We start from the raw sequence: 22,348 nt of genomic DNA on the forward strand, positions 1-22,348 counted from the left end.
CGTGTTGACTCGGTTCACACTCTCTGTTGTTATTGACCTCGCGAACGAGCGATGGCCGTCCAGAAGGCGTCGCCGCATCGGGAGGGGAATCCGTCATGGGCATGAAGGGCAAGATCGCTCTGGGCGCCGTCATCGGGATCGTCGTCATCGGCGCCGTGTCGGTGGCCGGCGGGGACGACGGCGACGGCGGCCCGGGCGACCGCAACCCCGCCGCGGCGGCGGACAAGGGCGCGGGGGACGCGAAGGGCACCGGAAAGGACTCCGGGGGCTCCGGCGAGAAGAAGGAGGAAGAGGAGAAGAAGGCGGCCTTCGGGGGCGACGGCGACTTCCGGGTGGGCACGGACATCAAGCCCGGCACCTACCGCTCCACCGGCAACACCGACGACGGCTGCTACTGGGAGCGCGCCAAGGACGCCTCCGGCGAGCTGGACTCGCTGCTGGCCAACGACAACGTGACCGGCACGACCTACGTCACCGTCAAGGACGGCGACAAGCTCTTCAAGTCCAGCGGCTGCCGCGACTGGGAGGCCGTCGACCCGGCCGCCAAGGGCACCCCCGCCACCACCATGGCGGGCGACGGGGGCATGTTCGCCGTGGGCCGCGACATCGCGCCCGGGACCTACCGGTCCACCGGGAACACCGACGACGGCTGCTACTGGGAGCGGACCAAGGACGCCGAGCACGGGCTCGACTCGATCCTGGCGAACGACAACGTGAGCGGTACGGCGGTGGTGACGGTCAGTGCCTCCGACGCCTACTTCAAGACCGCCGGCTGCGGCGACTGGAAGAAGAGCGGCTGACCGCCACCCCCGCCCGGCACGGCGTCAGGCGGTGCACTGCTCCCGCATGGCGTCCTTGTCGGCCTTGGTCACCGGCATCGCGTACTTGACGGCGACCTGCGCGAACCGGGCCGCGTACGCGCAGCGGATGTCCTTGTCCGGGGGCAGCCAGGAGGCCGGACCGGAGTCGCCCTTCGAGGAGTTGGCCCGGCCCTCGACCGGCAGCAGGTTGAGCGGGTCGTTGGCGAGCTGCTTGCGCTTCGCCTCCGCCCACCGCGACGAGCCCATCTGCCAACTGTAGGAGAGCGGCACCACGTGGTCTATCTGGACCGCGCTCGCCTTCTCCTTGCGCCACTCGATGGTCGTGCCGGTGTACGGGTCGCGCAGGGTCATGGAGATGACCACGCAGTTGGAGCCCTCGCGGAAGCGCAGCTTCTCGCCGTCTCGCTGGAGCAGGTCGTTGCGGGTGTCGCAGCCGTTGCGCGCCAGCGGGACACCGTCGGCGGTGTCCATCCATGCGTAGCCGAACTTGTCCCGGGCGTAACCGGTCTTGGGGCCGCGGCCCTTGGTGCCCACGCTCTCTATCAGGGTCAGCGCCCCGGACCGGTCGGCGTCGGCGGTGAGCACGGCCAGGCCGGGCTTGGTGCCGTCGGGGTTGACCAGCGGGCTGACGGCCCGTCCGTCCCGCGCCCCGGGCGCGGCCGCGGCGCCGCCGCTCGTCGCCGCTGAGGGGTCGTCGTCCAGCCCCTCGCAGCCGGTGACCAGCGCCAGGGTCGCGCAGAGCGCCGCCCCCGTGCCCATCAGCCGTATCCTGCCCGCCCTGTGGTGCCGCCTCACGCGTGCCCCTCCCCTAATCGATCAACGTCGGCAATACCGTAGCCTCCCGGTGGACCGGGGCATAGAGGGCGTTGACGGGCATACACCGGGACTCGGGCGTATCGTCGGAGTCAGTCACGTCCGGAAGGAGCCCCGCATGGGCATCCTCGACAGGTTCAAGAGCAACAAGGCCGCCAGGGACAAGGCCGGGCAGGCGTCCGACGCCGCCGAGCGGAAGATCAACGAGAGAACCGGCGGCAAGTACGAGCACCAGGTCGACACCGCGCAGCAGAAGGCGGAGCAGCGGCTCGGCATGGACCGCGACCGCGGCGGGGACCGGCGCGGCGACCACTGAGACCGCCCGGCCCGCGGGACGGGCCGGGCGTTCGAGTACCACACCGGGGACGGCCGGACCCGCACCCCCGGTACGGCGGGACCCGCTCCCCGTCAGGCGCGGGAGCCTTCCCGTACGGCGGGGTGCGGGGATCCTCACCCCGGCACGGCTTCGGGCCCGGTACCGGTGCGGCTTCCCGGGGCCGTACGGCGGTGCGCATCGCCGTACGGCCCCGGGCCGTCACACCGGTACCGGGCCCGGGCGCGGTCATCGGGGCCGGCCGCGGGCGCCGGCGGCCGCTGCGGACAGCCCCGGCCGCTGCGGACACCCCTCGGCGGTCACGGGCCCGTGGCCGGGAGACCGGCCGACACCCCGTGACCGGGAGGGGCCGGCGGGCCGGGGTCTTTCGTCTGATCCGGACGAGAGGTCCTAGGACCCGGTGATCGAGGTCAGGAACTCCCCCACCCAGCCCAGCAGTTCCCGCCCGACCAGCGGCCTGCCGCCGACCTTCGCGGTCTTCGGGCGGGGCACCAGCACCTGGTGGGCGGTGGGCTTGATGACCGAACCCGGGTAGAGCCGCTTCAGCCGCAGCTCCTGGGACTCCCTCAACTCCACCGGGGCGAAACGGATGTTGGTGCCCTGGAGGACGATCTCGCCGACCCCGCAGGCCCGCGCGAGCATCCGCAGCCCGGCGACCAGCAGCAGGTTCTCCACCGGCTCCGGCAACTTCCCGTACCGGTCGACCAGTTCCTCGCGGACTGCGGCGATGTCCTCCTCGCTGCCCGCCGAGGCGATGGCCCGGTACGCCTGCAGCCGCAGCCGCTCGCCGGGCGCGTAGTCGTGCGGGACATGGGCGTCGACCGGAAGCTCGATCTTCACCTCCAGCGGCGGCTCCTCCTCCACGCCGCCCTCCAGGGAGGCCCGGTAGTCCGCGACGGCCTCGCCGACCATCCGCACGTACAGGTCGAAGCCGACGCCCGCGATGTGGCCGGACTGCTCGCCGCCGAGCAGGTTGCCCGCGCCGCGGATCTCCAGGTCCTTCATCGCCACGTACATGCCCGCGCCCATCTCGGTGTGCTGGGCGATGGTCGCCAGCCGCTCGTGGGCGGTCTCCGTCAGCGGCTTCTCCGGCGGGTACAGGAAGTAGGCGTAACCGCGCTCGCGGCCCCGCCCGACCCGGCCGCGGAGCTGGTGGAGCTGGCTGAGGCCGAAGTTGTCGCCGCGCTCGACGATCAGGGTGTTGGCGTTGGAGATGTCGATGCCCGACTCGACGATGGTGGTGGAGACCAGCACGTCGAACCTCTTCTCCCAGAAGTCGACGACGACCTGTTCGAGGGCCTGCTCCGACATCTGGCCGTGGGCCGTGGCGATCCGCGCCTCGGGCACGATCTCGCGCAGCCGGGCGGCGGCCCGGTCGATGGACTCCACCCGGTTGTGGATGTAGAAGACCTGCCCCTCGCGCAGCAGCTCGCGGCGGATCGCGGCGCCGATCTGCCGGGTGTCGTAGGGGCCGACGAAGGTCAGCACCGGGTGCCGCTCCTCCGGCGGCGTGGTGATCGTCGACATCTCGCGGATGCCGGTGACCGCCATCTCCAGGGTGCGGGGGATCGGGGTCGCCGACATGGTCAGCACGTCGACGTTGGCCCGCAGCTTCTTGAGCTGCTCCTTGTGCTCGACGCCGAAGCGCTGCTCCTCGTCGACGATGACCAGGCCCAGGTCCTTGAACTTCGTCTCCGACGAGAACAGCCGGTGGGTGCCGATCACCACGTCGACCGAGCCCTCCCGCAGGCCCTCCAGCACGGCCTTCGCCTCGGCGTCGGTCTGGAAGCGGGACAGCGCCCGCACCGTCACCGGGAACTGCGCGTACCGCTCGCCGAAGGTGCCGAAGTGCTGCTGCACCAGCAGGGTCGTCGGCACCAGCACGGCCACCTGCTTGCCGTCCTGCACGGCCTTGAAGGCGGCCCGGACCGCGATCTCGGTCTTGCCGTAGCCCACGTCGCCGCAGATCAGGCGGTCCATCGGGACCGTCTTCTCCATGTCCTCCTTGACCTCGGCGATGGTGGTGAGCTGGTCCGGCGTCTCCGCGTAGGGGAAGGCGTCCTCCAGCTCCCGCTGCCAGGGGGTGTCACCGCCGAAGGCGTGGCCGGGGGCCGCCATCCGGGCGCTGTAGAGCCTGATCAGGTCGGCGGCGATCTCCTTGACCGCCTTCTTGGCGCGGGCCTTGGTCTTCGTCCAGTCCGCGCCGCCCAGGCGGTGCAGGGTGGGCGCCTCGCCGCCGACGTACTTGGTGATCTGCTCCAGCTGGTCCGTGGGGATGTAGAGCCGGTCGCCGGGCTGCCCGCGCTTGGCCGGGGCGTACTCCACCACGAGGTACTCACGGGTGGCGCCCTGCACGGTGCGCTGCGCCATCTCGATGTAGCGGCCGACGCCGTGCTGCTCGTGGACGATGTAGTCGCCCGCCTCCAGGGTGAGCGGGTCGATGGTCTTGCGGCGCCGCGCGGGCATCCGGGCGCCCTCGCGGCCGGCCGCCTTCTGTCCGGACAGGTCGGTCTCGGTGAGCACCGCGAGCCCGAGCCCCGGGTCGACGAAGCCGTGGTCGATGGCGCCGCAGGAGACGTGCACCACGGACGGGGCGAGGGTGTCCAGGTCCTTGTCGAGGCGGGCGGCGATGCCCTCGCCGCCGAGCACCTCGACGGTGCGGGACGCGGGGCCGTGGGCCTCGGTGACGTAGGCCACGCGCCAGCCGTCGGAGAGCCAGCCCTTGGTGTCGGCCAGCGCCCTCGCGGTGTCGCCCCGGTAGGTGTCGGGGGCGCGCATGCCGAGGGTGAGGGTGTCGGCCTCCTCCAGGGCGTCGTCGGCGGCGAACGGCGACACCGACCACCACATCATGCCCAGCTCGCGGGCCCGGTCCCGGACGTCGGCGATGGACCACAACGAGGCCGCGCCCACGTCGATCGGGGCCTCGCCGCCGCCCGCCGTGGCCGCCCACGACGCCTGGAGGAACTCCTGCGAGGTGGCGACGAGGTCGGCGGCCCGGGTGCGGACCCGCTCGGGGTCGCAGACCACGCTCATCGAGCCCTCGGGCAGGACGTCGAGCAGCAACTCCATGTCGTCGACGAGGACGGGCGCCAGGGACTCCATGCCCTCGACGGCGATGCCCTCCGCGATCCTGCCGAGCAGCTCGCCCAGCTCGGGATGGCGCTCGGCGAGGACGGCGGCGCGCCGCCTGACCTCGTCCGTCAGCAGCAGCTCACGGCAGGGCGGGGCCCACAGCCCGTGCTCGGCGACCTCCAGGGAACGCTGGTCGGCGACCTTGAAGTAGCGGATCTCCTCCACGTCGTCGCCCCAGAACTCCACGCGCAGCGGATGCTCCTCGGTGGGCGGGAAGACGTCGAGGATGCCGCCCCGGACGGCGAACTCGCCGCGCTTCTCGACCAGCTCCACGCGGGCGTAGGCGGCGGCCGCGAGGGCGGTGACCACCTCGCCGAGATCGGCGCCCTGCCCCGTCCGCAGGGAGACCGGCTCCAGGTCGCCCAGGCCCTTGACCTGCGGCTGGAGCACGGAGCGCACGGGGGCGACGACGACGGAGACGGGGCCGGTCCCGGGGTCGTCGGGGCGCGGGTGGGCCAGCCGCCGCAGGACGGCCAGCCGGCGGCCGACCGTGTCGCTGCGGGGGCTGAGGCGCTCGTGCGGCAGCGTCTCCCAGGAGGGGTACTCCACGACGCCCTCGGGGGGCAGCAGCGAGCGCAGGGCGGCGGCCAGGTCCTCCGCCTCGCGGCCGGTCGCGGTGACGGCCAGCACGGGGCGACCCGTCCCGCGGGCCAGCGCGGCGACCGTGAAGGGGCGGGCCGCGGGCGGACCGACCAGGTCGACGTGCATGCGGTTGCCGTCGGAGGCCGCCGCGATCGCTTCCGCGAGGGCGGTGTCCTTGACGACGGCGTCGAGCAGACCGTGCAGGCTCATGAAAGGGCGCTTTCCGTCCGTGGACAACACGAAGAACCCGACGCGGGATGAAGGGGCCGGGGGCTCTCCAGCGTACGACGCCGCCCGTCCCGGCGCGGGGGCCTGTGGACAACGCCGCCGCGCGCCCCGGGCCCGGGCCCGGCGAACGGGCTCCGCCCCCGGCGCGTGCCGCGCGGCCGGGCTCCCCGGCGCGCGCCCTGCGGCCGGACCGCTCCGGTACGCGCTCCCTGGGACCACGCCACGCCCGTGCGGCGGTGCTCACCCGGGGCCGCCGTGCCGCCGTGCTCTCCCCCGCACCCGGGCCCCATGGCACGGCGTGCCCGAAGGCACGCCCCGCAGGGCAGGGGCCCCGCGCACCCGCCCGGCGAACGGGACCCCGTGACACGCGCCCCGCGGCCGGGAAGCGCGGGGTCCGCCGGGACGCGCCCCGCCCCCGGTACCGGGACCGGCGGTCCCGGCCGGCCGGGACGGCAGCCCGGCGGCGGCCGGGGCCGCCCCCGCCCGCCGCCGTTCCCGTGGACCCCGCCCCCGGTCCGCCGCTCCACCGGACCGCCGCGTCCGCCCCGTGACGGCCGTGAGCCCGGCGCCGGGTCCCGCGGGACCCGGCGCCGGGCTCGTTCTCCGCACCCCCGCGGTCAGTCCGTGGCGATGGCGTTCAGGACGTTCATCCGGCCCGCCCGGAAGGCCGGGACCAGCGCGGCGAACAGGCCCACGAAGGCCGAGCCCACGAAGACGCCGATGATCGTCGGCCACGGGATGTCGAGGACGTTCAGGCCCTCCAGGGCGAGCAGCTTCTGCGCCGTGGTGCCCCAGCCCAGGCCCAGTCCCAGGCCCAGCAGGGCGCCGAAGAGGGCGATCACGACGGACTCCATGCGGATCATCCGGCGGAGCTGGCGGCGCGAGAGGCCGATGGCCCGCATCAGGCCGATCTCCCGGGTCCGCTCGACCACCGAGAGGGCCAGGGTGTTCACCACGCCCAGGACCGCCACGATGATCGCCAGGGCGAGCAGGCCGTAGACCATGTTCAGCAGCTGGCCGACCTGGTCCTGGAGCTCCTTCTTGTAGTCGCTCTGGTCGCGCACCTGGTACTGCGGGTAGTCGTGGAGGGCCTTCTTCAGCGCGGCGTAGGCCTGCGTCTCCTGGCCGTCCGCGGCCTTGGCGAACATGATCAGGTTCGGCGGGACCTTCTCGGCCGGGAGGTACTTCCGCATCGTGTCGATGCTGATGTACCGGGCCCCCTGGTCGATGGCGACGTCGTCGTCGGTGATCGCGGCGACCTTCAGCTTCGCCGTGTCGCCGCCCTTGAAGGCGACGGTGACGGTGTCGCCGACGCGCACCCCGTACTTCTCGGCGTAGTCCGAGCCGACCGACATGGCGTCGGTGCCGTAGGCGTCCGCGAGGGTGCCCGCCGTGGTGGCGCGGCGCACGTCCTCGGCGTACGTCGGGTCGGCGGCGGTGAGGCCGTCGTCGTCGCTGCGGCCGTCGGCCAGGGTCAGCCGGGCGTCGATCGCCTTGTACCGGGTGACGTGGTCCAGTCCGGGCGTGTCGCGCATCGCCCGCTCGGCCTGCGGCACGATCGGCTGACGGCCCTCGACGATGAAGTCCGCGCCGACCGAGCGGTCCAGCTCGCTGGTGGCCGAGGCGACCATCGAGGAGCCGACCACCGACAGACAGGCCACCAGGGCCAGGCCGATCATCAGGGCGGCGCCGGTGGCGCCGGTGCGGCGCGGGTTGCGCAGGGCGTTGCGCTCGGCCATGCGGCCGACCGGACCGAAGGCCCGCAGCAGCACCGCGCTGATCACCCGGACGACCCCGCCCGCCAGCAGCGGGCCGATCGCGACGAAGCCGACCAGGGTGAGCACCACGCCGAGTCCGAGCATCGACGCGCCGGTGCTCGACGAGTCCGCCGTTCCGGCGGCGTAGAGGGCGGCGGCACCGGCGCCGGTGAGGACCAGGCCGATGATGCCCCGGACCAGTCCGGACCGGCCGTCGGCGGGGGTGCCCGCCTCGCGCAGGGCGGCCATCGGGGAGATCCTGCCGGCCCGCCGGGCGGGCAGGTAGGCGGCCAGCACGGTGACCACCACGCCGAGGACCATGCCGGCCACGGGGGTCGTCGCCTTGACGGTCAGGTCGTCCGTGGACAGCTCCATGCCCGTCATCGCCATCAGCTTCATCAGGCCGACGGCGATGCCGATCCCGGCCCCGACGCCGAGCAGCGAGCCGACCAGGCCGAGGAGCAGCGCCTCGACCAGCACCGAGCGGTTGACCTGCCGCCGGGAGGAGCCGATGGCCCGCATCAGGCCGATCTCCCGGGTGCGCTGGGCGACCAGCATGGAGAAGGTGTTGACGATCAGGAAGATGCCGACCAGGAAGGCGATCCCGGCGAAGCCGAGCATGGCGTACTTGATGACGTCCATGAACTCGCCGACCTCCGCGCGGTTCGCGTCGGCGTTCTCCTCGGCCGTCTGGACCTCGTAGTCACCCGCGCCCAGGGCCGCGGTGACGTCCCGCTTGAGCCGCGCGTCGTCGACGCCGTCCGCGGCGGTGACGTCGACCTGGGTGTACCGGTCGGTGGCGCCGAGCAGGCGGTGCTGCGCGGTGGCGGTGTCGAAGTAGACCACCGCGGCGCCGGGGTTGGTGACCTTGAAGGCGGCGACGCCCACGATCCGGGCGGTGAAGTCGCCGGTCTGCGCGATGGTGCGCAGTTCGTCGCCGATCTCCAGACCGTGCTTGTCGGCGGTGTCGGCGTCGACCAACACCTCCCCCGGGCCGCGCGGCTCGTGCCCGGACTCGATCTCCATCGACCGCAGCGCGCCCCTGCTCCAGTTGCCCGCGATCGTGGGGGCACCGCTGCTCGGGCCGACGTCTTTGTTGTCGCCGTTGACGACGGTCACGTCCATCGAGACCACGGCGCCCTCGACGGACTCGACACCCTCGACGGAGCGGACCCGCTCCAGCAGCGAGGCGGGCAGCGACTCCGGCTTCCCCCGGCCCTGCGCCCCCTCGTCGGCGTCCTTGGGCAGGACCGTGACGTCGGAGGCGGTGGCGGCGAACAGCTTGTCGAAGGTGGTGCCGACGGTGTCCGTGAACACCAGGGTGCCGCAGACGAACGCCACCGACAGCAGCACCGCCACCGCCGACAGCGCCATGCGGCCCTTGTGCGCGAAGAAGTTGCGCAGGGAGGTTCTCACCACGGTCATGACGTGCGCCCCCGGGCGTCGAAGTCCTTCATGCGGTCGAGGACGGCCTCCGCGGTGGGGCGGTGCATCTCGTCGACGATGCGGCCGTCGGCGAGGTACAGCACCCGGTCCGCGTGGCTGGCGGCGACCGGGTCGTGGGTGACCATCACGATGGTCTGGCCCAGCTCGTCGACGGAGCGGCGCAGGAAGCCCAGCACCTCGGCCCCGGCCCGCGAGTCGAGGTTGCCGGTCGGCTCGTCCCCGAAGATGATCTCGGGCCGGGCGGCCAGCGCCCGGGCCACCGCGACCCGCTGCTGCTGGCCGCCGGAGAGCTGGTTCGGGCGGTGCTTGAGCCGGCCGGCCAGGCCCACGGTCTCCACGACCCGGTCCAGCCACGCCTGGTCCGGCCTGCGGCCGGCGATGTCCATGGGGAGGGTGATGTTCTCGATGGCGTTCAGCGTCGGCAGCAGGTTGAACGCCTGGAAGATGAAGCCGATGCGGTCCCGGCGCAGCCGCGTCAGCTTCTTGTCCTTCAGGCCGGTGATCTCGGTGTCGTCGAGATGGATGCTGCCGGACGTCACGGTGTCCAGACCGGCCAGGCAGTGCATCAGGGTGGACTTGCCGGAGCCCGAGGGCCCCATGATCGCGGTGAACCGGCCGCGGTCGATGTCCACGTCCACGTGGTCGAGGGCGACGACCCGGGTCTCCCCCGAGCCGTACGCCTTGACTATCTGCCGGGCCCTCGCGGCGACGGCCGTAGGCCCTCCAGTGCTCCCCTGCCTGGGAATGGTCACGGCCGATGTCATCTCATGTCTCCTATATCGGTTGTCCGACGGGCCGCCGGTGCCGTCCGGCCGCTCCGCGCGGGGCGGTGCGGCCGGTGCCCGGTCGGTGCCGGTGCCCGGTCGGTGCGTTTCCGGCCGTACGGCCGGGAGGGTGCGGCGCCGACCGGTGCCGCCGCCGTGCGCGGCGGTCCCGTCCGGGCCCGCGGTGCGGTGGGCGCCGCCCCGGTCGCGTCCCGGGCCCCGTCCCCGCACGGAAGAGTCTGCCGGGGGCAGGGGGTCCACCGCGCTGGTGCTCGGCGCACTCTTCACCGGGGGAAAACCCCACCCCCGCGGCTCCGGTTCACCGCCCCGCCGCGCATCACCAGACTAGGGAGACCACCGCCCTCCCCACGTCCTCCGCCGGTACGACCTCTCCCCCAGCCGCAGTACGGAGCATCCCCTAGGGGCAGTCAGCCCCTCGGTGCACCTCGTCTCGGGGTCGCCTCCCCCGCCGGTAGCACCCGGTCTCCACCCCGACGTCACGTCAACTCGCTTAAGGAGAAGGGGAGTCCGCCGTTCCGAGCGATGGGCGGCGGAGGTCCCGCGGGTGTCAGGGGTGACGCTCGGCCAGTTCCTCCGCCCGGCCGGACAGCGCCTGGAGGCGGGCCCGCACGGTCTCCATCTCGGCCTGTACCGCGTCCCAGAGTTCCCCGTGCTCGCGCAGCACCCGCTCGGTCTCCCGGGCGCTCTCCCGGGCCCGCGCCGTGGCCGCCCCGATCAGCTCGGCCGCCCGCTCCCCGGCCTCCTCGTCGCGGCGCCCGGCCTCCGCCTCGGCCTCGGCCAGCTCGTGGCGGGCCGCCGCGAGTTCCCGCTCGGCCGCCTCCGCCAGCTCCGCCCGGCGGGCGTCCAGGCCCGCGATCCGCCTGGCGTCCGCCCGCTCGGCCCCGGCCAGCGCCTCGGCGTGCTCCCGGCCCTGTCCGGAGAGGGTGCCCCCGGCCCGCCGCCGGGCCTCGCGCACCAGCGCCAGCGCCTCCCGGCGCCCGGCCTTCGCCTCGCGCCGGGTGGTGATCCGCAGCGCGTCGGCCTCGGCCCGCGCCGCGAGCAGCCGCTGCCGGACCCACTCGTCGGCCCGGGTCCGCACCGCGGCGGCGTCCGCCTCCGCCGCCCCGAGCACGGCGTCGGCGTACGCCCCGGCCTCCTCCCGCGCCTCGCGCGCGGCACCGCGGGCGCCCTCGCGCAGCGCCTCCGCCTCCTCCTCGGCCAGGGCGAGCAGGCGCCGCGCCCGCTCCCCCAGCCCCTCGTACGTCTGCGGGGCGAGCCCGGCGACCGTCTCCCGCAGCCCTTCCAGTTCCTCGCCCATCTCCCGGGCCAGCACCGTCAGCCGGGCGGCCCGCTCCCAGGCGGCGTCCCGCGCCAGGGACATCTCCCCGAAGCGGGCGTCGACCCGGTCGGGCCGGTAACCGCGCCCCCGTACGGCCGTGAATCCGTGCGGCGACGCCGATGCGCTGCTCATGCCGGTACCCCTGTTCCGCCCGTCGCGACTACTGCCTCACCCGATTCCATGACAATCAGCGGATATCTTGGCGGAGCGGATCAAGCGCGCATAATCCGACACTCCGGGTGAGAGGGGCGCGAGGAAGCGCGGAAGGCGGAGCACGACGGGGCGCACGGAAGCCGCACGCGGTCGGCGCACCGCCCCGGCACCGCCCCGGCCCCCTCCCGGAGGGGGCGCCGGACACGCCGGAACACATCGGGGACGCCCCGAACGGGCGAGGCGGGACGGCACCGCCGGGGGCCTCGCCGGTGGGGGGGGAAGGGCCCAGCCGTACGGGGGACAGCTGCGGGGGTGTCCCCTACGGAAGCCGTCAGGGGTGGCCGCGCGAGGGCGGTGGGCACACGGGCCTGCGACGGCAACCCCTGCGGGGGCGGGGCGGAACCCCGCGGGGAAGAGGAACAGGGGCCGGGGGTGCCGGAAGAACCGGGGAAAGGGACGGGGCCGGGCCCGGGTCTCCTCACGGAGGAGTGGCCGGGACCGGCCCCGTCGGGGTGTCAGCGGGGGCGGGTCAGAGCAGTCCGTCCCACATCTGCTCCAGCAGCACCGACCACCAGCTCTCCGGCGAGCCCAGCGCCGCCGGGTCCAGCGAGGCCAGTTGCGCCTGGAAGTCCACCGTCCAGCGGCCCGCCTGCTCCTGGTTCAGCCCGAAGCGGAGCCGCCACATCCGGCCCAGCAGCGCCAGGCAGCGCGCGAACTCCGGCAGCCCGGTGTTCACGAACTGCGGCGGCACGGGCGCTCCGCCCGGCCCCGCCTCCACCGGTACCGCCACGATGTTCGCCGTGCCGTACTGCACGCACACCGCCCGGCCGAAGTCGCTGCCGACGACGAGGTAGGAGCCCGCGTCCGGGGCGGGCCGCACCCCGCGCTCGGCCGCCAGCTCCGCCAGCGTCGGCACCGGGCGGCCCGGCTGGGCCTGGGCCCAGAAGAAGGGGCCCATGTCCATCGGCAGCCCCGCCGCGACCAGCGTGTGCGCCACCACCGGCGGCACCCCCTGGCGGGAGACGGCGGCCTGCTCGAACCGGAAGACGCCCGGCCCGAAGGCACCCGCCAGCTCCTGCCCGATGCCCTCCGGCGGGACCGGCGGCGCCGGCTGCACCGGGGGCAGCGGAGCGCGCACCGGCGCCGGGCGGGCCGGTCCGTCGGCCACCTGGTGCAGCTCGCCCTGGTGGGCCAGGAGCTGCGCCATGCCCTGCTGACGGCTCGCGTGGTCGGTGCCGTACGGGGCGATGGACGTGATCCGCGCCTGCGGCCACTGCTCCCGGATCATCCGCGCGCAGTAGGCGCCCGGCAGTTCGCAGGACTCCAGCTCGGTGTGCAGCTCCAGCACCTGGTCCGGCGGCACGTTCATGGCGCGCAGCTCGTGGAAGATCTGCCACTCCGGGTGCGGTGTGCCCGGCGCCGAGCGCCGGATGAGCTGCTGCTCGGACCCGTCCTGGGCGCGGTAGCGCAGCACCGCCTGGTACCCGGGGCCGACGATCGGCCGGCCGGGCGGCGGCTGCGGGTAGCCGTAGCCGGGCGGCGCGGGCTGCGGCGCCCCGGGCGGAACGGCACCCGCCGGGACCCCGGGGGCCGGGGGCGGCGGCGGCACGGCGGGCCCGGAGACGGGGGGCGCGGCGAGCATCGTCTCCGCGTGGTGCACGGCACCGCCCGCGCCGCCCGCCGAGGCACCGGGCGCGGCCGGGCGGCCGGGCGGCGCGGGCACGCCCCCGGGACGGCCCGGGTCGGCCAGCATCGTGGCGGCGTGGTGCGCCCCGCCCGGCGGGGTCGCCCCGGGGGGCGGCGGGGTGCCGGGGGCGGCCGGGGGCGGGGTGCCCTGCGGGGGCGTGCCCGGTCCGCCGGGGCCGAGGGAGGAGACGAGCTGGGTCGGCGCGTAGCCTCCGGCCGTCGCGCCGGGCGCCGGGGGCGGGGTGCCGTCCGGCCGCGCGCCCGGAACGCCCGGGGCGCCCGGCGGATGCGGGACGCCCGAGGGGCGGCGCGGCGGGGGCGCCGCCCTGCTGGTCGCGGCGTCGGCGATGTCCCCCGCGTTCGGCGCCGGGTGACGGGCGGCGGGGTCCTGCCCGGCCCCGGGCGGCGGGGTGCCGGGCACCGCGGGGGCGCCCGGCGGGGGCGTCGCGGACCCGGGCACGGGGCCCGGCGGCGGGGCGCCCGGCGCGGCGGGCACGGACGGCGCGGCGCCCCCGCCCACGGCACCGGTGGCGGCGTCCCGCGCTCCGGGCGTGCCCGGTGCTCCCGGCGCGGCGGGGTCGTCCAGCGCGGGCGCCAGGGCCGTCGCCGGGAGCCCGCTGCCGCCCGACATCAGCGTCGTCCTGGCCTCCGACCCCGGCGGCGGGGTGTCCTCGGGGCCGAGCACCGACAGCGGCGGCGAGAACACCGTCTCGGGCAGCGGCACCGAGCGGTCCTCACCCGCGTCGGCGGCGGTGGTGTCCGTTCCCGTCCAGGGCGTCGCCCCGGCGGGCACCGCCGGGGCGCCCGCCCCCCCGGTGTCCGCGCCGCCGTCGGCGGCCGGTGCGGCGGACGGCCAGGCCGAGCCGCCCTCCGGCGCGCCCGGTGCCGGGGTGCCGGGGGCCGGGGTGCCGTCCATGGGCACGCCCGCCAGGGTCTCGGCGAGACCGGGGTCCGCGCCGCCAACGGGGGCGTCGCCGCCCGGGGCCCCGCCGGTGCGCTCCCCGGCGCCGTGGTCACCGGTGCCGTGGTCTCCGGTGCTGTGGTCTCCGGTGCCGTCGTCCCGGGCGTCGCGGTCCCCGCCCCTGCGGTCCGGGATGCCCAGCCTGTCCGCCGCCTCCTGGAGCCACTCCGGGGGGCTCAGCAGGAACGACGTCTGGTTGAGGTCCATCCGGGCCGCCGGTGCCGGAGCCGGTTCCCCGGCCTCCTCGGCGCGGCCGTACTCCTCCTCGTACCGGCGGATCACCTCGCCCACCGGCAGGGCGGGCCACAGCGTGGCCTCGCCGCTGTCCCGCGCGATCACCAGCCGCTGCAGGCCCCCGTCGGAGCGCGGCCCCTCGGGCCGGTCCTCGGCCCACACCACGAACCCCAGGCCGAACTCCCGCACCCGCACCTCGCGGTGCTGGTACGCGGGCACGTCGCCGTTGACCCATTCCTCGGCGCGCTCCTGCGCCTGCGCGAACGTCACCATCGTCAGCTCACTCCCCCACGGGCGACGCCATGGGCACCACACGCGCGAATCCGCCGTCCACCATCAGGTTCGCCACCGTCTCCAGCTCGGGCGGGGAGCCCGCCAGCCGGGACAGGAAGGCGTCGAAGTCGTCACCGCACGGCAGCAGCAGCCGCTCCACCCGCTCCGCCGGGGCCCACGAGGGGTCGACGTCCCGCGCGTCGTCGTAGGCGCAGAACCACACCGAACCGGTCCGCTCGCCCTTCACCTTCACGGCGAGCAGCCCGCCCTGGACGAACGCGACGCCCAGGTAGTCCTTGGTCAGGTGGTCCCGCAGGCACTTGTTGACGTACACCAGGTCGTTGACCGCCGCCTCCTCGCGCACCGTGAAGAACGGCTGGTCCACCAGGAGCCCCAGCTCGGCGTCGAGCGCGGTGCCCACCGGGGCGCAGCCGCCGGCCGCCTTGAGGAAGGACCGGTAGGCGCCGGGCAGCCGGTAGCCGAGATCCTCCTCGACCCCCTGGACCTGCTGCTCCGTCACCGCCACCCCCGACTTCGGCAGCCCGAAGTGCGCGGGGCGGGTGTCCTGGAGCGGGCGGGTGCCCCGCTTGCCGTGGTCCACCGCCGTCGTCGCGATCCCGCCGTGGTGCCGCAGCAGCGCCTTGACCTCGACCGGGACCAGCTCCAGCCGCCGGGTCCCGGCCACGTGGTGCCACGTCCAGCCGTGCGGCGTCGCCACCGCCGGGACCGTCGCCCACAGCTCGTGGCCCGAGGCCGACAGCGCGGCGTTCGCCGACACGTAGTCCGTCAGCCGCAGTTCGTCGACGCCGAAGCCCTCCGGCGGCTCGGCGATCTCCGCGACCGCGCGGGCGTACGACGAGAAACCGGGGTGACCGCCCTCGTCCACCCGCACCCCTCTGGGGTGGCGGGCCGCCCGCACCGGGTCCGGGAAATGGACCACCTGTCCGGCGTAGGCCGCGTTCGGCGGCGCGGCTCGTCCCCCGGGCCGACCTGTCGTCATGGCGGTTGCCCCCTGCGGCGTCTGTCTGTCTGCACTGGTCGTCACCGCCGCACCAAGGGGCGGTGACGACAGCCTAAGCGGTACGGCGGAACCGGTCACCGGCACCGGCCGACCCGGCCGGGGACCGCCCCGCCGCCACCGTGACCAGCCGTCACCCTGTCGTGACGGACCGCCCCCTTGGTGGCGTGTCGCCCCGCCCCAGCTTCCCCACGGGCCCCGCGATTTGGCACCCTGGACGGTCCGGGGGGATGCCCAGGAGGGGAAGACGACCATGAGCGCGACGCAGACGGGACCACACACCGGCAGGGCCGACGACCCTCGATCCGGTGACCCCCGCATCGGCTGGAGCGCTTCCGAGGTCCCGCCCGCGCCCGTCCTGCGCCACCGCCGCGACGGCATCCTCCCCACGGTCGCCGCCGCCCTCTCGGTGCGGGGCACCACCCTCACCGGCACCGCCTCCCGCGCCGACGCGCCGCCCGCCCTGCACCATCTGGTGCAGGACTTCCTGGACGCCCTCGGCAGCGGGCAGCGCGACCGCTCCACCGGGCGCTGCGCCGAGACCGTGCTGATCTCCCGGCACCTGGCCACCGCCGACGCGGCCCGCAGCAAGCGCGCCTCGCGCAAGCCGATGACCAACGGCGAGGCCCGCAAGGCGCTCAAGCACGCCAAGCTCACCACCCGCCGCATCCGCGAGGACGGCGATCCCCTGCACGGCGCCTTCGCCTCACCCTGCCGCGCCTGCACCGCGCTCAGCGAGCACTTCGGCGTCCGCGTCGTCGACCCGGCCGACGGCGCCGGCTGACCGACCGGGCCCCCGGGCCCCGCCACCTCCCCCCACCACCTCGGACGAACCAGGGCAGATGCACGCCGACCGCACCTCCACCACCCGCTTCCCCGTCCCCGTCGACGCCGCGCTGCGCGACGCCGGATGGCAGCCCGGCCGCTGGGACATCAAGCAGGCCGAGGTCTGGGCCGACACCCTGCGCGACCACACCTCGCCCGCCGGGCACCGCCACGCGGTGTTCCCCGCCGCGGTGGAGGCGTGGGCCGAGTTCGGCGGGCTGCGTCTGGCCCCCACGGGGCCCGGCCGCCGGATCGCCCCCGCCGTGCTCGACCTGGACCCCCTGCACGGCCTGCACATGGCACGCACCCTCGGGGACCTCGGGCGCGCGCTCGGCACGCAGACGTGCCCGCTGGGCGCCGAGCCCGGCAGCGGGTCCCTCCTCGCCATCGACGGGGAGGGCCGGGTCTACGCCCTCGACCACACCGGCGACTGGTACCTCGGCCCCGACATCGACACCGCGCTGACCGCCCTGGTGGCCGGCGCCCAGCCCACGCGCCTCACCACGGCCTGACCCAGCGCGGAGCAACCCGCCCGACGGGGCGGCCCGACGGCCCGGCGCGGGGCACCACGGCCCGGCGGGGGCACGAGGCCCGGGACCCGCGCCCGGCCCCTCGCAGCCGGACCCCGACGCGCCCGCCCGCCCACGCGCCGTCGGCACGCACACCCGGCGGACCCGGCGGCACGCACGCGGCTCCGCCCGTCCGCCCGCCCGCCGCTCGCGGGCCACCCCCGCCACCCGGGGCCGTGGCCCGGACCGCACGGGGGCGACCGCCGACGCGCCGCCACCGTGCGCCACACCGCCCGCGCGGACCGCGCCAGCCGTGCCGACCCGCCCCCGCGGCTCCCGAAACCCGACGGCTATCGAAACCCCGTCGGCCCCGCACCGCCGTCCCACGCCGCCCGCAGGGCTACCGCGTCGACGCCGGAATCACCGCCGACACCCGGAAGCCCCCCGCGTCGGTCGGGCCCGACACGAAGACGCCGCCGAGCGCGGCCACCCGCTCCTTCATGCCCACCAGCCCGTTGCCGCCCGAGGGCAGCCCGGCCGAGGGGGACGCGCCGTCCGGCGGGGGCTCGTTCTCCACCTGCATGGCGATCTCCGACACCCGGTGCGCCAGCCGTACGTACGTCTTCGCGCCCCCCGCGTGCTTGTGCACATTGGTCAGTGCCTCCTGCACCACCCGGAACGCGGTCTGCTCGACCTCCGGCGCGTAGGGGCGCTGTGCCCCCTCGACCGACAGGGCGACCACCATCCCCGTGGCCGCCGACTGCCCGATCAGCTCCTCCAGCTCCGCCAGCGACGGCCCGTCGGCCGGGACGCCGACGCCCGCCGCCCGGGACGCCGCGGCGGCGGCCGCCGCGCCCACCGCGGCCAGCGGCACCGCCGGGCGTTCGGCGCGCACGCCGTCCCCGCCGCTGCGCAGCACCCCGAGCATCTCCCGCAGCTCCGTCAGCGCCTGCCGCCCCATGTCCCCCACCAGGGCCGCGTTGCGCACCGCCTTCTCCGGGTCCTTGCGGGCCACCGCCTGGAGCGCCGCCGCGTGCACCACCATCAGGCTCACCCGGTGGGCGACCACGTCGTGCATCTCGCGCGCGATCCGCGTCCGCTCCTCGTTGCGGGCCCACTGCGCCCGCTCCTCGGCCCGCTCCGCGAGCAGCTGCAGCTCCCGCTCCAGGCTGTCCGCGCGCTCCCGCAGGCTCTCCATCAGCCGCCGCCGCGCCCCCACGTACATGCCGAGCAGCAGCGGCGGGGCGGTCAGCCCCAGCGAGGTGGTGATCGAGGCGAACGGGACGAACCAGTCGCCGATGTCCAGGCCCTCGTGCGCCATGTCCTGCCGCACCCGCACGAACGTCACGATCAGCGTGCCCAGCAGCGACATCCCCGCCAGCGAGCCGATGATCCGGCGCGGCAGCTCCGAGGCCGCCAGGGTGTAGAGGCCCACGACGACCAGCAGGAAGCCCATCTCGGCCGGGGTGATGGCGATGGCCACCAGCACCACCGCGATCGGCCATCTGCGCCGCAGCACCAGCGCCGACCCGGCCAGCGCGCCGAAGGCGACCCCCGCCGCCACCGGGATCCCGGCCTCCCCCGCGAAGGAGACCCCCTGCCACCCGCACTCCAGGGCGGACGCGGCCCCCAGGCACAGATCCAGAGCCGCCGCGCGCCGCCGGCCCCACCAGCAGGGCCCGCCACGGGCCGGTGCGTGGTGTTCCCCCGTCGTGGTCATACACCCACCCTACGGGCGCTCCCCACCGCTTTCCGATGACTTTCCCGAAGCGATACGACGCGATAGCCCGCGAACCGGTCACGGCCGCCGCGGGGACCCCGCGGGCACCGCCGGGGACGGCCCGGAAGGCGGGTGCGCGGGGGCGGGAATCGTGACATACACGCGGGCGCGACTCCGGTAAGGTCTGAGGCGCCGTCCCCCGTGGTGTAACTGGCAGCACACTGGTTTTTGGTACCAGCAGGACAAGGTTCGAATCCTTGCGGGGGAGCCACCGCACACCCCTTTCCCGTCCGGGCCCCGGGCGGCGCCCGGCGCCGCCCGGGGCCCGGACGCGTACCCGGCCCGGACCACCCCGGTATCCTGCGGATGTCCGACCCCTCCCCCCCGAAGCCGAAGGGCATCCCGTGAGCGCCAATCGCCCGGCAGCCGTCGTCGTTCTCGCAGCGGGTGGGGGCACCCGCATGAAATCGGCCACACCCAAGGTCCTCCACGAGCTGTGCGGACGGTCCCTCGTCGGACACGTGCTCGCCGCCGCGGACGAGCTGGAGCCGGAGCACCTGGTCGTCGTCGTGGGTCACGCCCGCGAGCAGGTCACCGCGCACCTCGCCGCGACCCACCCCGCCGCGCGCACCGCCGTGCAGGAGACGCAGAACGGCACCGGGCACGCCGTGCGGACCGCCCTGGAGTCCCTCGGCGGCACCGTCGACGGCACCGTGGTCGTGGTCTGCGGCGACACCCCGCTGCTGACCGGCGGGACCCTGCGCGCCCTCGCGGACGTCCACACCGCCGACGGCAACGCGGTGACCGTGCTGACCGCCGAGGTGCCGGACGCGACGGGCTACGGCCGGATCGTGCGCGACGGGGCGTCGGGCGCGGTGACCGCGATCGTGGAGCACAAGGACGCCTCGGAGACGCAGCGCGCCGTCCGCGAGATCAACTCGGGGGTGTTCGCCTTCGACGGGCGGCTGCTCGCGGAGGCGCTGGGCAAGGTGCGCACCGACAACAGCCAGGGCGAGGAGTACCTCACCGACGTGCTCGGCATCCTGCGCGAGGCGGGCCACCGCGCGGGCGCCTGCGTGGCCGCCGACCACCGGGAGATCGCCGGCATCAACAACCGGGTGCAGCTCGCCGAGGCCCGCCGGGCCCTCAACGACCGGCTGCTGGAGCGGGCGATGCTGGCCGGCGTGACCGTCGTGGACCCGGCGACCACCTGGGTCGACGTGACGGTCGCCTTCGAGCAGGACGTGGTGGTCCACCCGGGCACCCAGCTCCTCGGGGCGACGCGGCTGGCCGAGGGCGCCGAGGTCGGGCCGAACACCCGGCTGACCGGCACCGCGGTGGGCGCGGGCGCCCGGGTGGACAACACGGTGGCGCTGGACGCCGAGGTCGGCCCGGGGGCGACGGTGGGGCCGTTCGCCTATCTGCGGCCCGGCACCCGGCTGGGCGCGGGGGCGAAGATCGGCACGTACGTCGAGACGAAGAACGCCTCGATCGGGGAGGGCACGAAGGTCCCGCACCTCTCCTACGTGGGGGACGCGACGATCGGCGACCACACCAACATCGGCGCGGCGAGCGTGTTCGTGAACTACGACGGGGAGAGCAAGCACCACACGACCATCGGGTCGCACTGCAAGACGGGCTCGGACAACATGTTCGTGGCGCCCGTCACGGTCGGGGACGGCGCCTACACCGCCGCCGGATCGGTGATCACGAAGGACGTTCCGCCCGGCTCCCTGGCCGTGGCCCGTGGTCAGCAGCGCAACATCGACGGCTGGGTGGCCCGCAAGCGTCCCGGGAGCGCGGCGGCGAAGGCGGCCGAGGCGGCGTCCCGGGAGCCGGCCGGCGAGAGCTGACCGGAAACGGCCGTCCCGATCGGGGCGTACCGTGATATGTGCACACTCGCACCCCCACCCACCTCTGAGGAGAAAGTGCTGTGACCGGGATCAAGACGACCGGCCAGAAGAAAATGATGTTCTTCTCCGGCCGCGCCCACCCCGAGCTTGCCGAGGAGGTCGCCCACCAGCTTGGTGTCGGGGTCGTACCGACGAAGGCCTTCGATTTCGCCAACGGTGAGATCTACGTGCGGTATCAGGAGTCGGCGCGCGGCGCGGACTGTTTCCTGATCCAGAGCCACACGGCGCCGATCAACAAGTGGATCATGGAGCAGCTCATCATGATCGACGCGCTCAAGCGCGCGTCGGCCCGCTCCATCACCGTGATCGTGCCGTTCTACGGGTACGCGCGCCAGGACAAGAAGCACCGCGGACGCGAACCGATCTCGGCGCGTCTGATCGCGGACCTGATGAAGACGGCGGGTGCGGACCGCATCCTGACCGTGGACCTGCACACGGACCAGATCCAGGGCTTCTTCGACGGTCCGGTGGACCACCTGTTCGCGCTGCCGCTGCTGGCGGACTACGTGGGCGCCAAGGTGGACCGCGCCAAGCTGACCGTGGTCTCCCCGGACGCCGGCCGGGTGCGGGTCGCGGACCGCTGGTGCGACCGGCTGGGCGCGCCGCTGGCGATCGTGCACAAGCGGCGCGACAAGGACGTGGCGAACCAGGTGACGGTGCACGAGGTCGTCGGCCACGTCCAGGGCCGGATCTGCGTACTGGTCGACGACATGATCGACACCGGCGGCACCATCTGCGCGGCGGCGGACGCCCTGTTCGCGCACGGCGCCGAGGACGTCATCGTGACCGCGACGCACGGTGTGCTGTCGGGTCCGGCGGCGGACCGGCTGAAGAACTCCAAGGTGAGCGAGTTCGTGTTCACGGACACCCTGCCGACGCCGAACGAGCTGGAGCTGGACAAGATCACCGTGCTGTCGATCGCACCGACGATCGCCCGCGCCGTGCGCGAGGTCTTCGAGGACGGTTCGGTGACGAGCCTGTTCGACGAGCAGTAAGGGTTCTGCTGCGGCCCGTGATCGTTTTGGGTACGGCCTCCCTCTCCGAGTAGACTGCCCCAGTTGCTCGGCGAGGGAGGCCGTACCCGTTCCGGAGGATTCCGACGGTGCGGCGGTCCGTTATCGACGCGCTCTTCGTAGCAGGCCGTTCGTGGCCGGGTGACCACGTCCGTTCCGCTTTCCACGAGGAGTGAACATGTCCGAGGTGAAGATCGCCGTCGAGACCCGCAGCGAGTTCGGCAAGGGCGCCGCCCGCCGTATCCGCCGCGAGAACAAGGTCCCGGGTGTCGTCTACGAGTTCGGCCTGGAGCCGCTGCACGTGTCCCTGCCGGGCCACGAGCTGTCGCTGGCGCTGCGCACCCCGAACGTCCTGATCGAGCTGGTCATCGACGGCGAGCGCAGCCAGCTCGTCATCCCCAAGGCCGTGCAGCGCGACCCGCTGAAGGGCTTCCTGGAGCACGTCGACCTGCTCATGGTCAAGCGCGGCGAGAAGGTCCAGGTCGAGATCCCGGTCCAGGCCGAGGGCGAGCTGGCCCCCGGCGGCAACCTGCTGGAGCACGTGCTCTCCGCGCTGCCGGTCGAGGCCGAGGCCACCCGCATCCCCGACTACCTCACGGTGTCGGTGGCGGGTCTGGAGGCCGGTGCCGCGATCCAGGCCAAGGACATCGAGCTGCCCGCCGGTGTGACCCTGGCCGTCGACGGCGACGAGGTCGTCCTCCAGGTCCTGGCCGCGCAGGCCGAGGAGGCCTCCGCCGACGCCGAGGGCGACGAGGCCTGATCCGCCCGCGCTCACCGTTCGGTCGGCCGCTGTTCTCGCGCGAGGGCAGCGGCCGACCTGCTGTGTG

The 22,348-nt window shown here is 74.7% G+C and carries 15 protein-coding genes and 1 tRNA gene; 8 read left to right on the forward strand and 8 right to left on the reverse strand.

The genetic code is table 11. From position 1 onward, the window contains the following. Positions 1–95 precede the first annotated feature (95 nt). The gene (locus GTY84_RS24450) at positions 96–800 is read left to right on the forward strand and encodes a hypothetical protein (protein ID WP_161228550.1); all 705 of its coding nucleotides are present in this window, start codon (positions 96–98) and stop codon (positions 798–800) included. Positions 801–824: 24 nt separating this feature from the next. On the opposite strand, the gene GTY84_RS24455 is transcribed toward GTY84_RS24450, so the two are convergent. Further along, complete coding sequence (locus GTY84_RS24455; RefSeq protein WP_161228551.1) at positions 825–1,580, reverse strand: HNH endonuclease family protein; 756 nt, start codon at positions 1,578–1,580, stop codon at positions 825–827. 172 nt (positions 1,581–1,752) lie between these two features. Between GTY84_RS24455 and GTY84_RS24460 the strand changes: the two genes are divergently transcribed. Continuing rightward, positions 1,753–1,950 (forward strand): antitoxin, encoded by a 198-nt coding sequence (locus tag GTY84_RS24460; protein ID WP_161228552.1) that lies wholly within the window; start codon positions 1,753–1,755, stop codon positions 1,948–1,950. A 408-nt stretch (positions 1,951–2,358) separates the two neighbouring features. Here the strand turns inward: GTY84_RS24460 and mfd are convergent, their stop codons facing one another. The 6 genes from mfd to GTY84_RS24490 form a co-directional block, all read right to left on the reverse strand. After that, on the reverse strand, positions 2,359–5,892 hold the full coding sequence (mfd, locus tag GTY84_RS24465; protein ID WP_161228553.1) for a transcription-repair coupling factor: 3,534 nt from the start codon (positions 5,890–5,892) through the stop codon (positions 2,359–2,361). 635 nt (positions 5,893–6,527) lie between these two features. After that, positions 6,528–9,092 (reverse strand): FtsX-like permease family protein, encoded by a 2,565-nt coding sequence (locus tag GTY84_RS24470; protein ID WP_161228554.1) that lies wholly within the window; start codon positions 9,090–9,092, stop codon positions 6,528–6,530. Further along, positions 9,089–9,877 (reverse strand): ABC transporter ATP-binding protein, encoded by a 789-nt coding sequence (locus GTY84_RS24475; RefSeq protein ID WP_161228555.1) that lies wholly within the window; start codon positions 9,875–9,877, stop codon positions 9,089–9,091. Before GTY84_RS24475 ends, GTY84_RS24470 begins: the two co-directional genes overlap by 4 nt. 568 nt (positions 9,878–10,445) lie before the next feature. After that, positions 10,446–11,348, reverse strand: coding sequence for a cellulose-binding protein (locus GTY84_RS24480; protein ID WP_161228556.1), 903 nt, complete (start codon positions 11,346–11,348; stop codon positions 10,446–10,448). Positions 11,349–11,898: 550 nt separating this feature from the next. Further along, on the reverse strand, positions 11,899–14,523 hold the full coding sequence (locus tag GTY84_RS24485) for an SUKH-4 family immunity protein (RefSeq protein ID WP_161228557.1): 2,625 nt from the start codon (positions 14,521–14,523) through the stop codon (positions 11,899–11,901). Between the two features lie 7 nt (positions 14,524–14,530). After that, complete coding sequence (locus GTY84_RS24490; protein ID WP_161228558.1) at positions 14,531–15,523, reverse strand: SMI1/KNR4 family protein; 993 nt, start codon at positions 15,521–15,523, stop codon at positions 14,531–14,533. Between the two features lie 271 nt (positions 15,524–15,794). Here GTY84_RS24490 and GTY84_RS24495 point away from each other — a divergent pair, with 271 nt between their 5' ends. Further along, a complete protein-coding gene (locus tag GTY84_RS24495; RefSeq protein ID WP_161228559.1) occupies positions 15,795–16,325 on the forward strand; it encodes a YwqJ-related putative deaminase in 531 nt (176 codons plus the stop codon). 58 nt (positions 16,326–16,383) lie between these two features. After that, positions 16,384–16,878, forward strand: coding sequence for an SUKH-3 domain-containing protein (locus tag GTY84_RS24500; RefSeq protein WP_161228560.1), 495 nt, complete (start codon positions 16,384–16,386; stop codon positions 16,876–16,878). 397 nt (positions 16,879–17,275) lie between these two features. Here the strand turns inward: GTY84_RS24500 and GTY84_RS24505 are convergent, their stop codons facing one another. Then, positions 17,276–18,595 carry a histidine kinase gene (locus GTY84_RS24505; RefSeq protein ID WP_161228561.1) on the reverse strand — a complete coding sequence of 440 codons (1,320 nt, stop codon included), beginning with the start codon at positions 18,593–18,595 and terminating at the stop codon, positions 17,276–17,278. A gap of 195 nt (positions 18,596–18,790) precedes the next feature. Here GTY84_RS24505 and GTY84_RS24510 point away from each other — a divergent pair. The 4 genes from GTY84_RS24510 to GTY84_RS24525 all read left to right on the forward strand — a co-directional run bounded on the left by GTY84_RS24510 (position 18,791) and on the right by GTY84_RS24525 (position 22,281). Continuing rightward, positions 18,791–18,866 (forward strand) — tRNA-Gln (locus GTY84_RS24510). A gap of 133 nt (positions 18,867–18,999) precedes the next feature. Continuing rightward, positions 19,000–20,448, forward strand: a complete 1,449-nt coding sequence (gene glmU, locus GTY84_RS24515; RefSeq protein WP_161228562.1) for a bifunctional UDP-N-acetylglucosamine diphosphorylase/glucosamine-1-phosphate N-acetyltransferase GlmU — start codon at positions 19,000–19,002, stop codon at positions 20,446–20,448. Positions 20,449–20,528: 80 nt separating this feature from the next. After that, entirely contained in the window at positions 20,529–21,503 is a 975-nt protein-coding gene (locus GTY84_RS24520; protein ID WP_161228563.1) for a ribose-phosphate diphosphokinase, read from the forward strand. Between the two features lie 196 nt (positions 21,504–21,699). Then, a complete protein-coding gene (locus GTY84_RS24525) occupies positions 21,700–22,281 on the forward strand; it encodes a 50S ribosomal protein L25/general stress protein Ctc (RefSeq protein WP_161228564.1) in 582 nt (193 codons plus the stop codon). Positions 22,282–22,348 lie beyond the last annotated feature (67 nt).

The sequence above is a fragment of the Streptomyces sp. SID8352 genome (genome assembly GCF_009862265.1).
Taxonomy (GTDB): Bacteria; Actinomycetota; Actinomycetes; order Streptomycetales; family Streptomycetaceae; genus Streptomyces.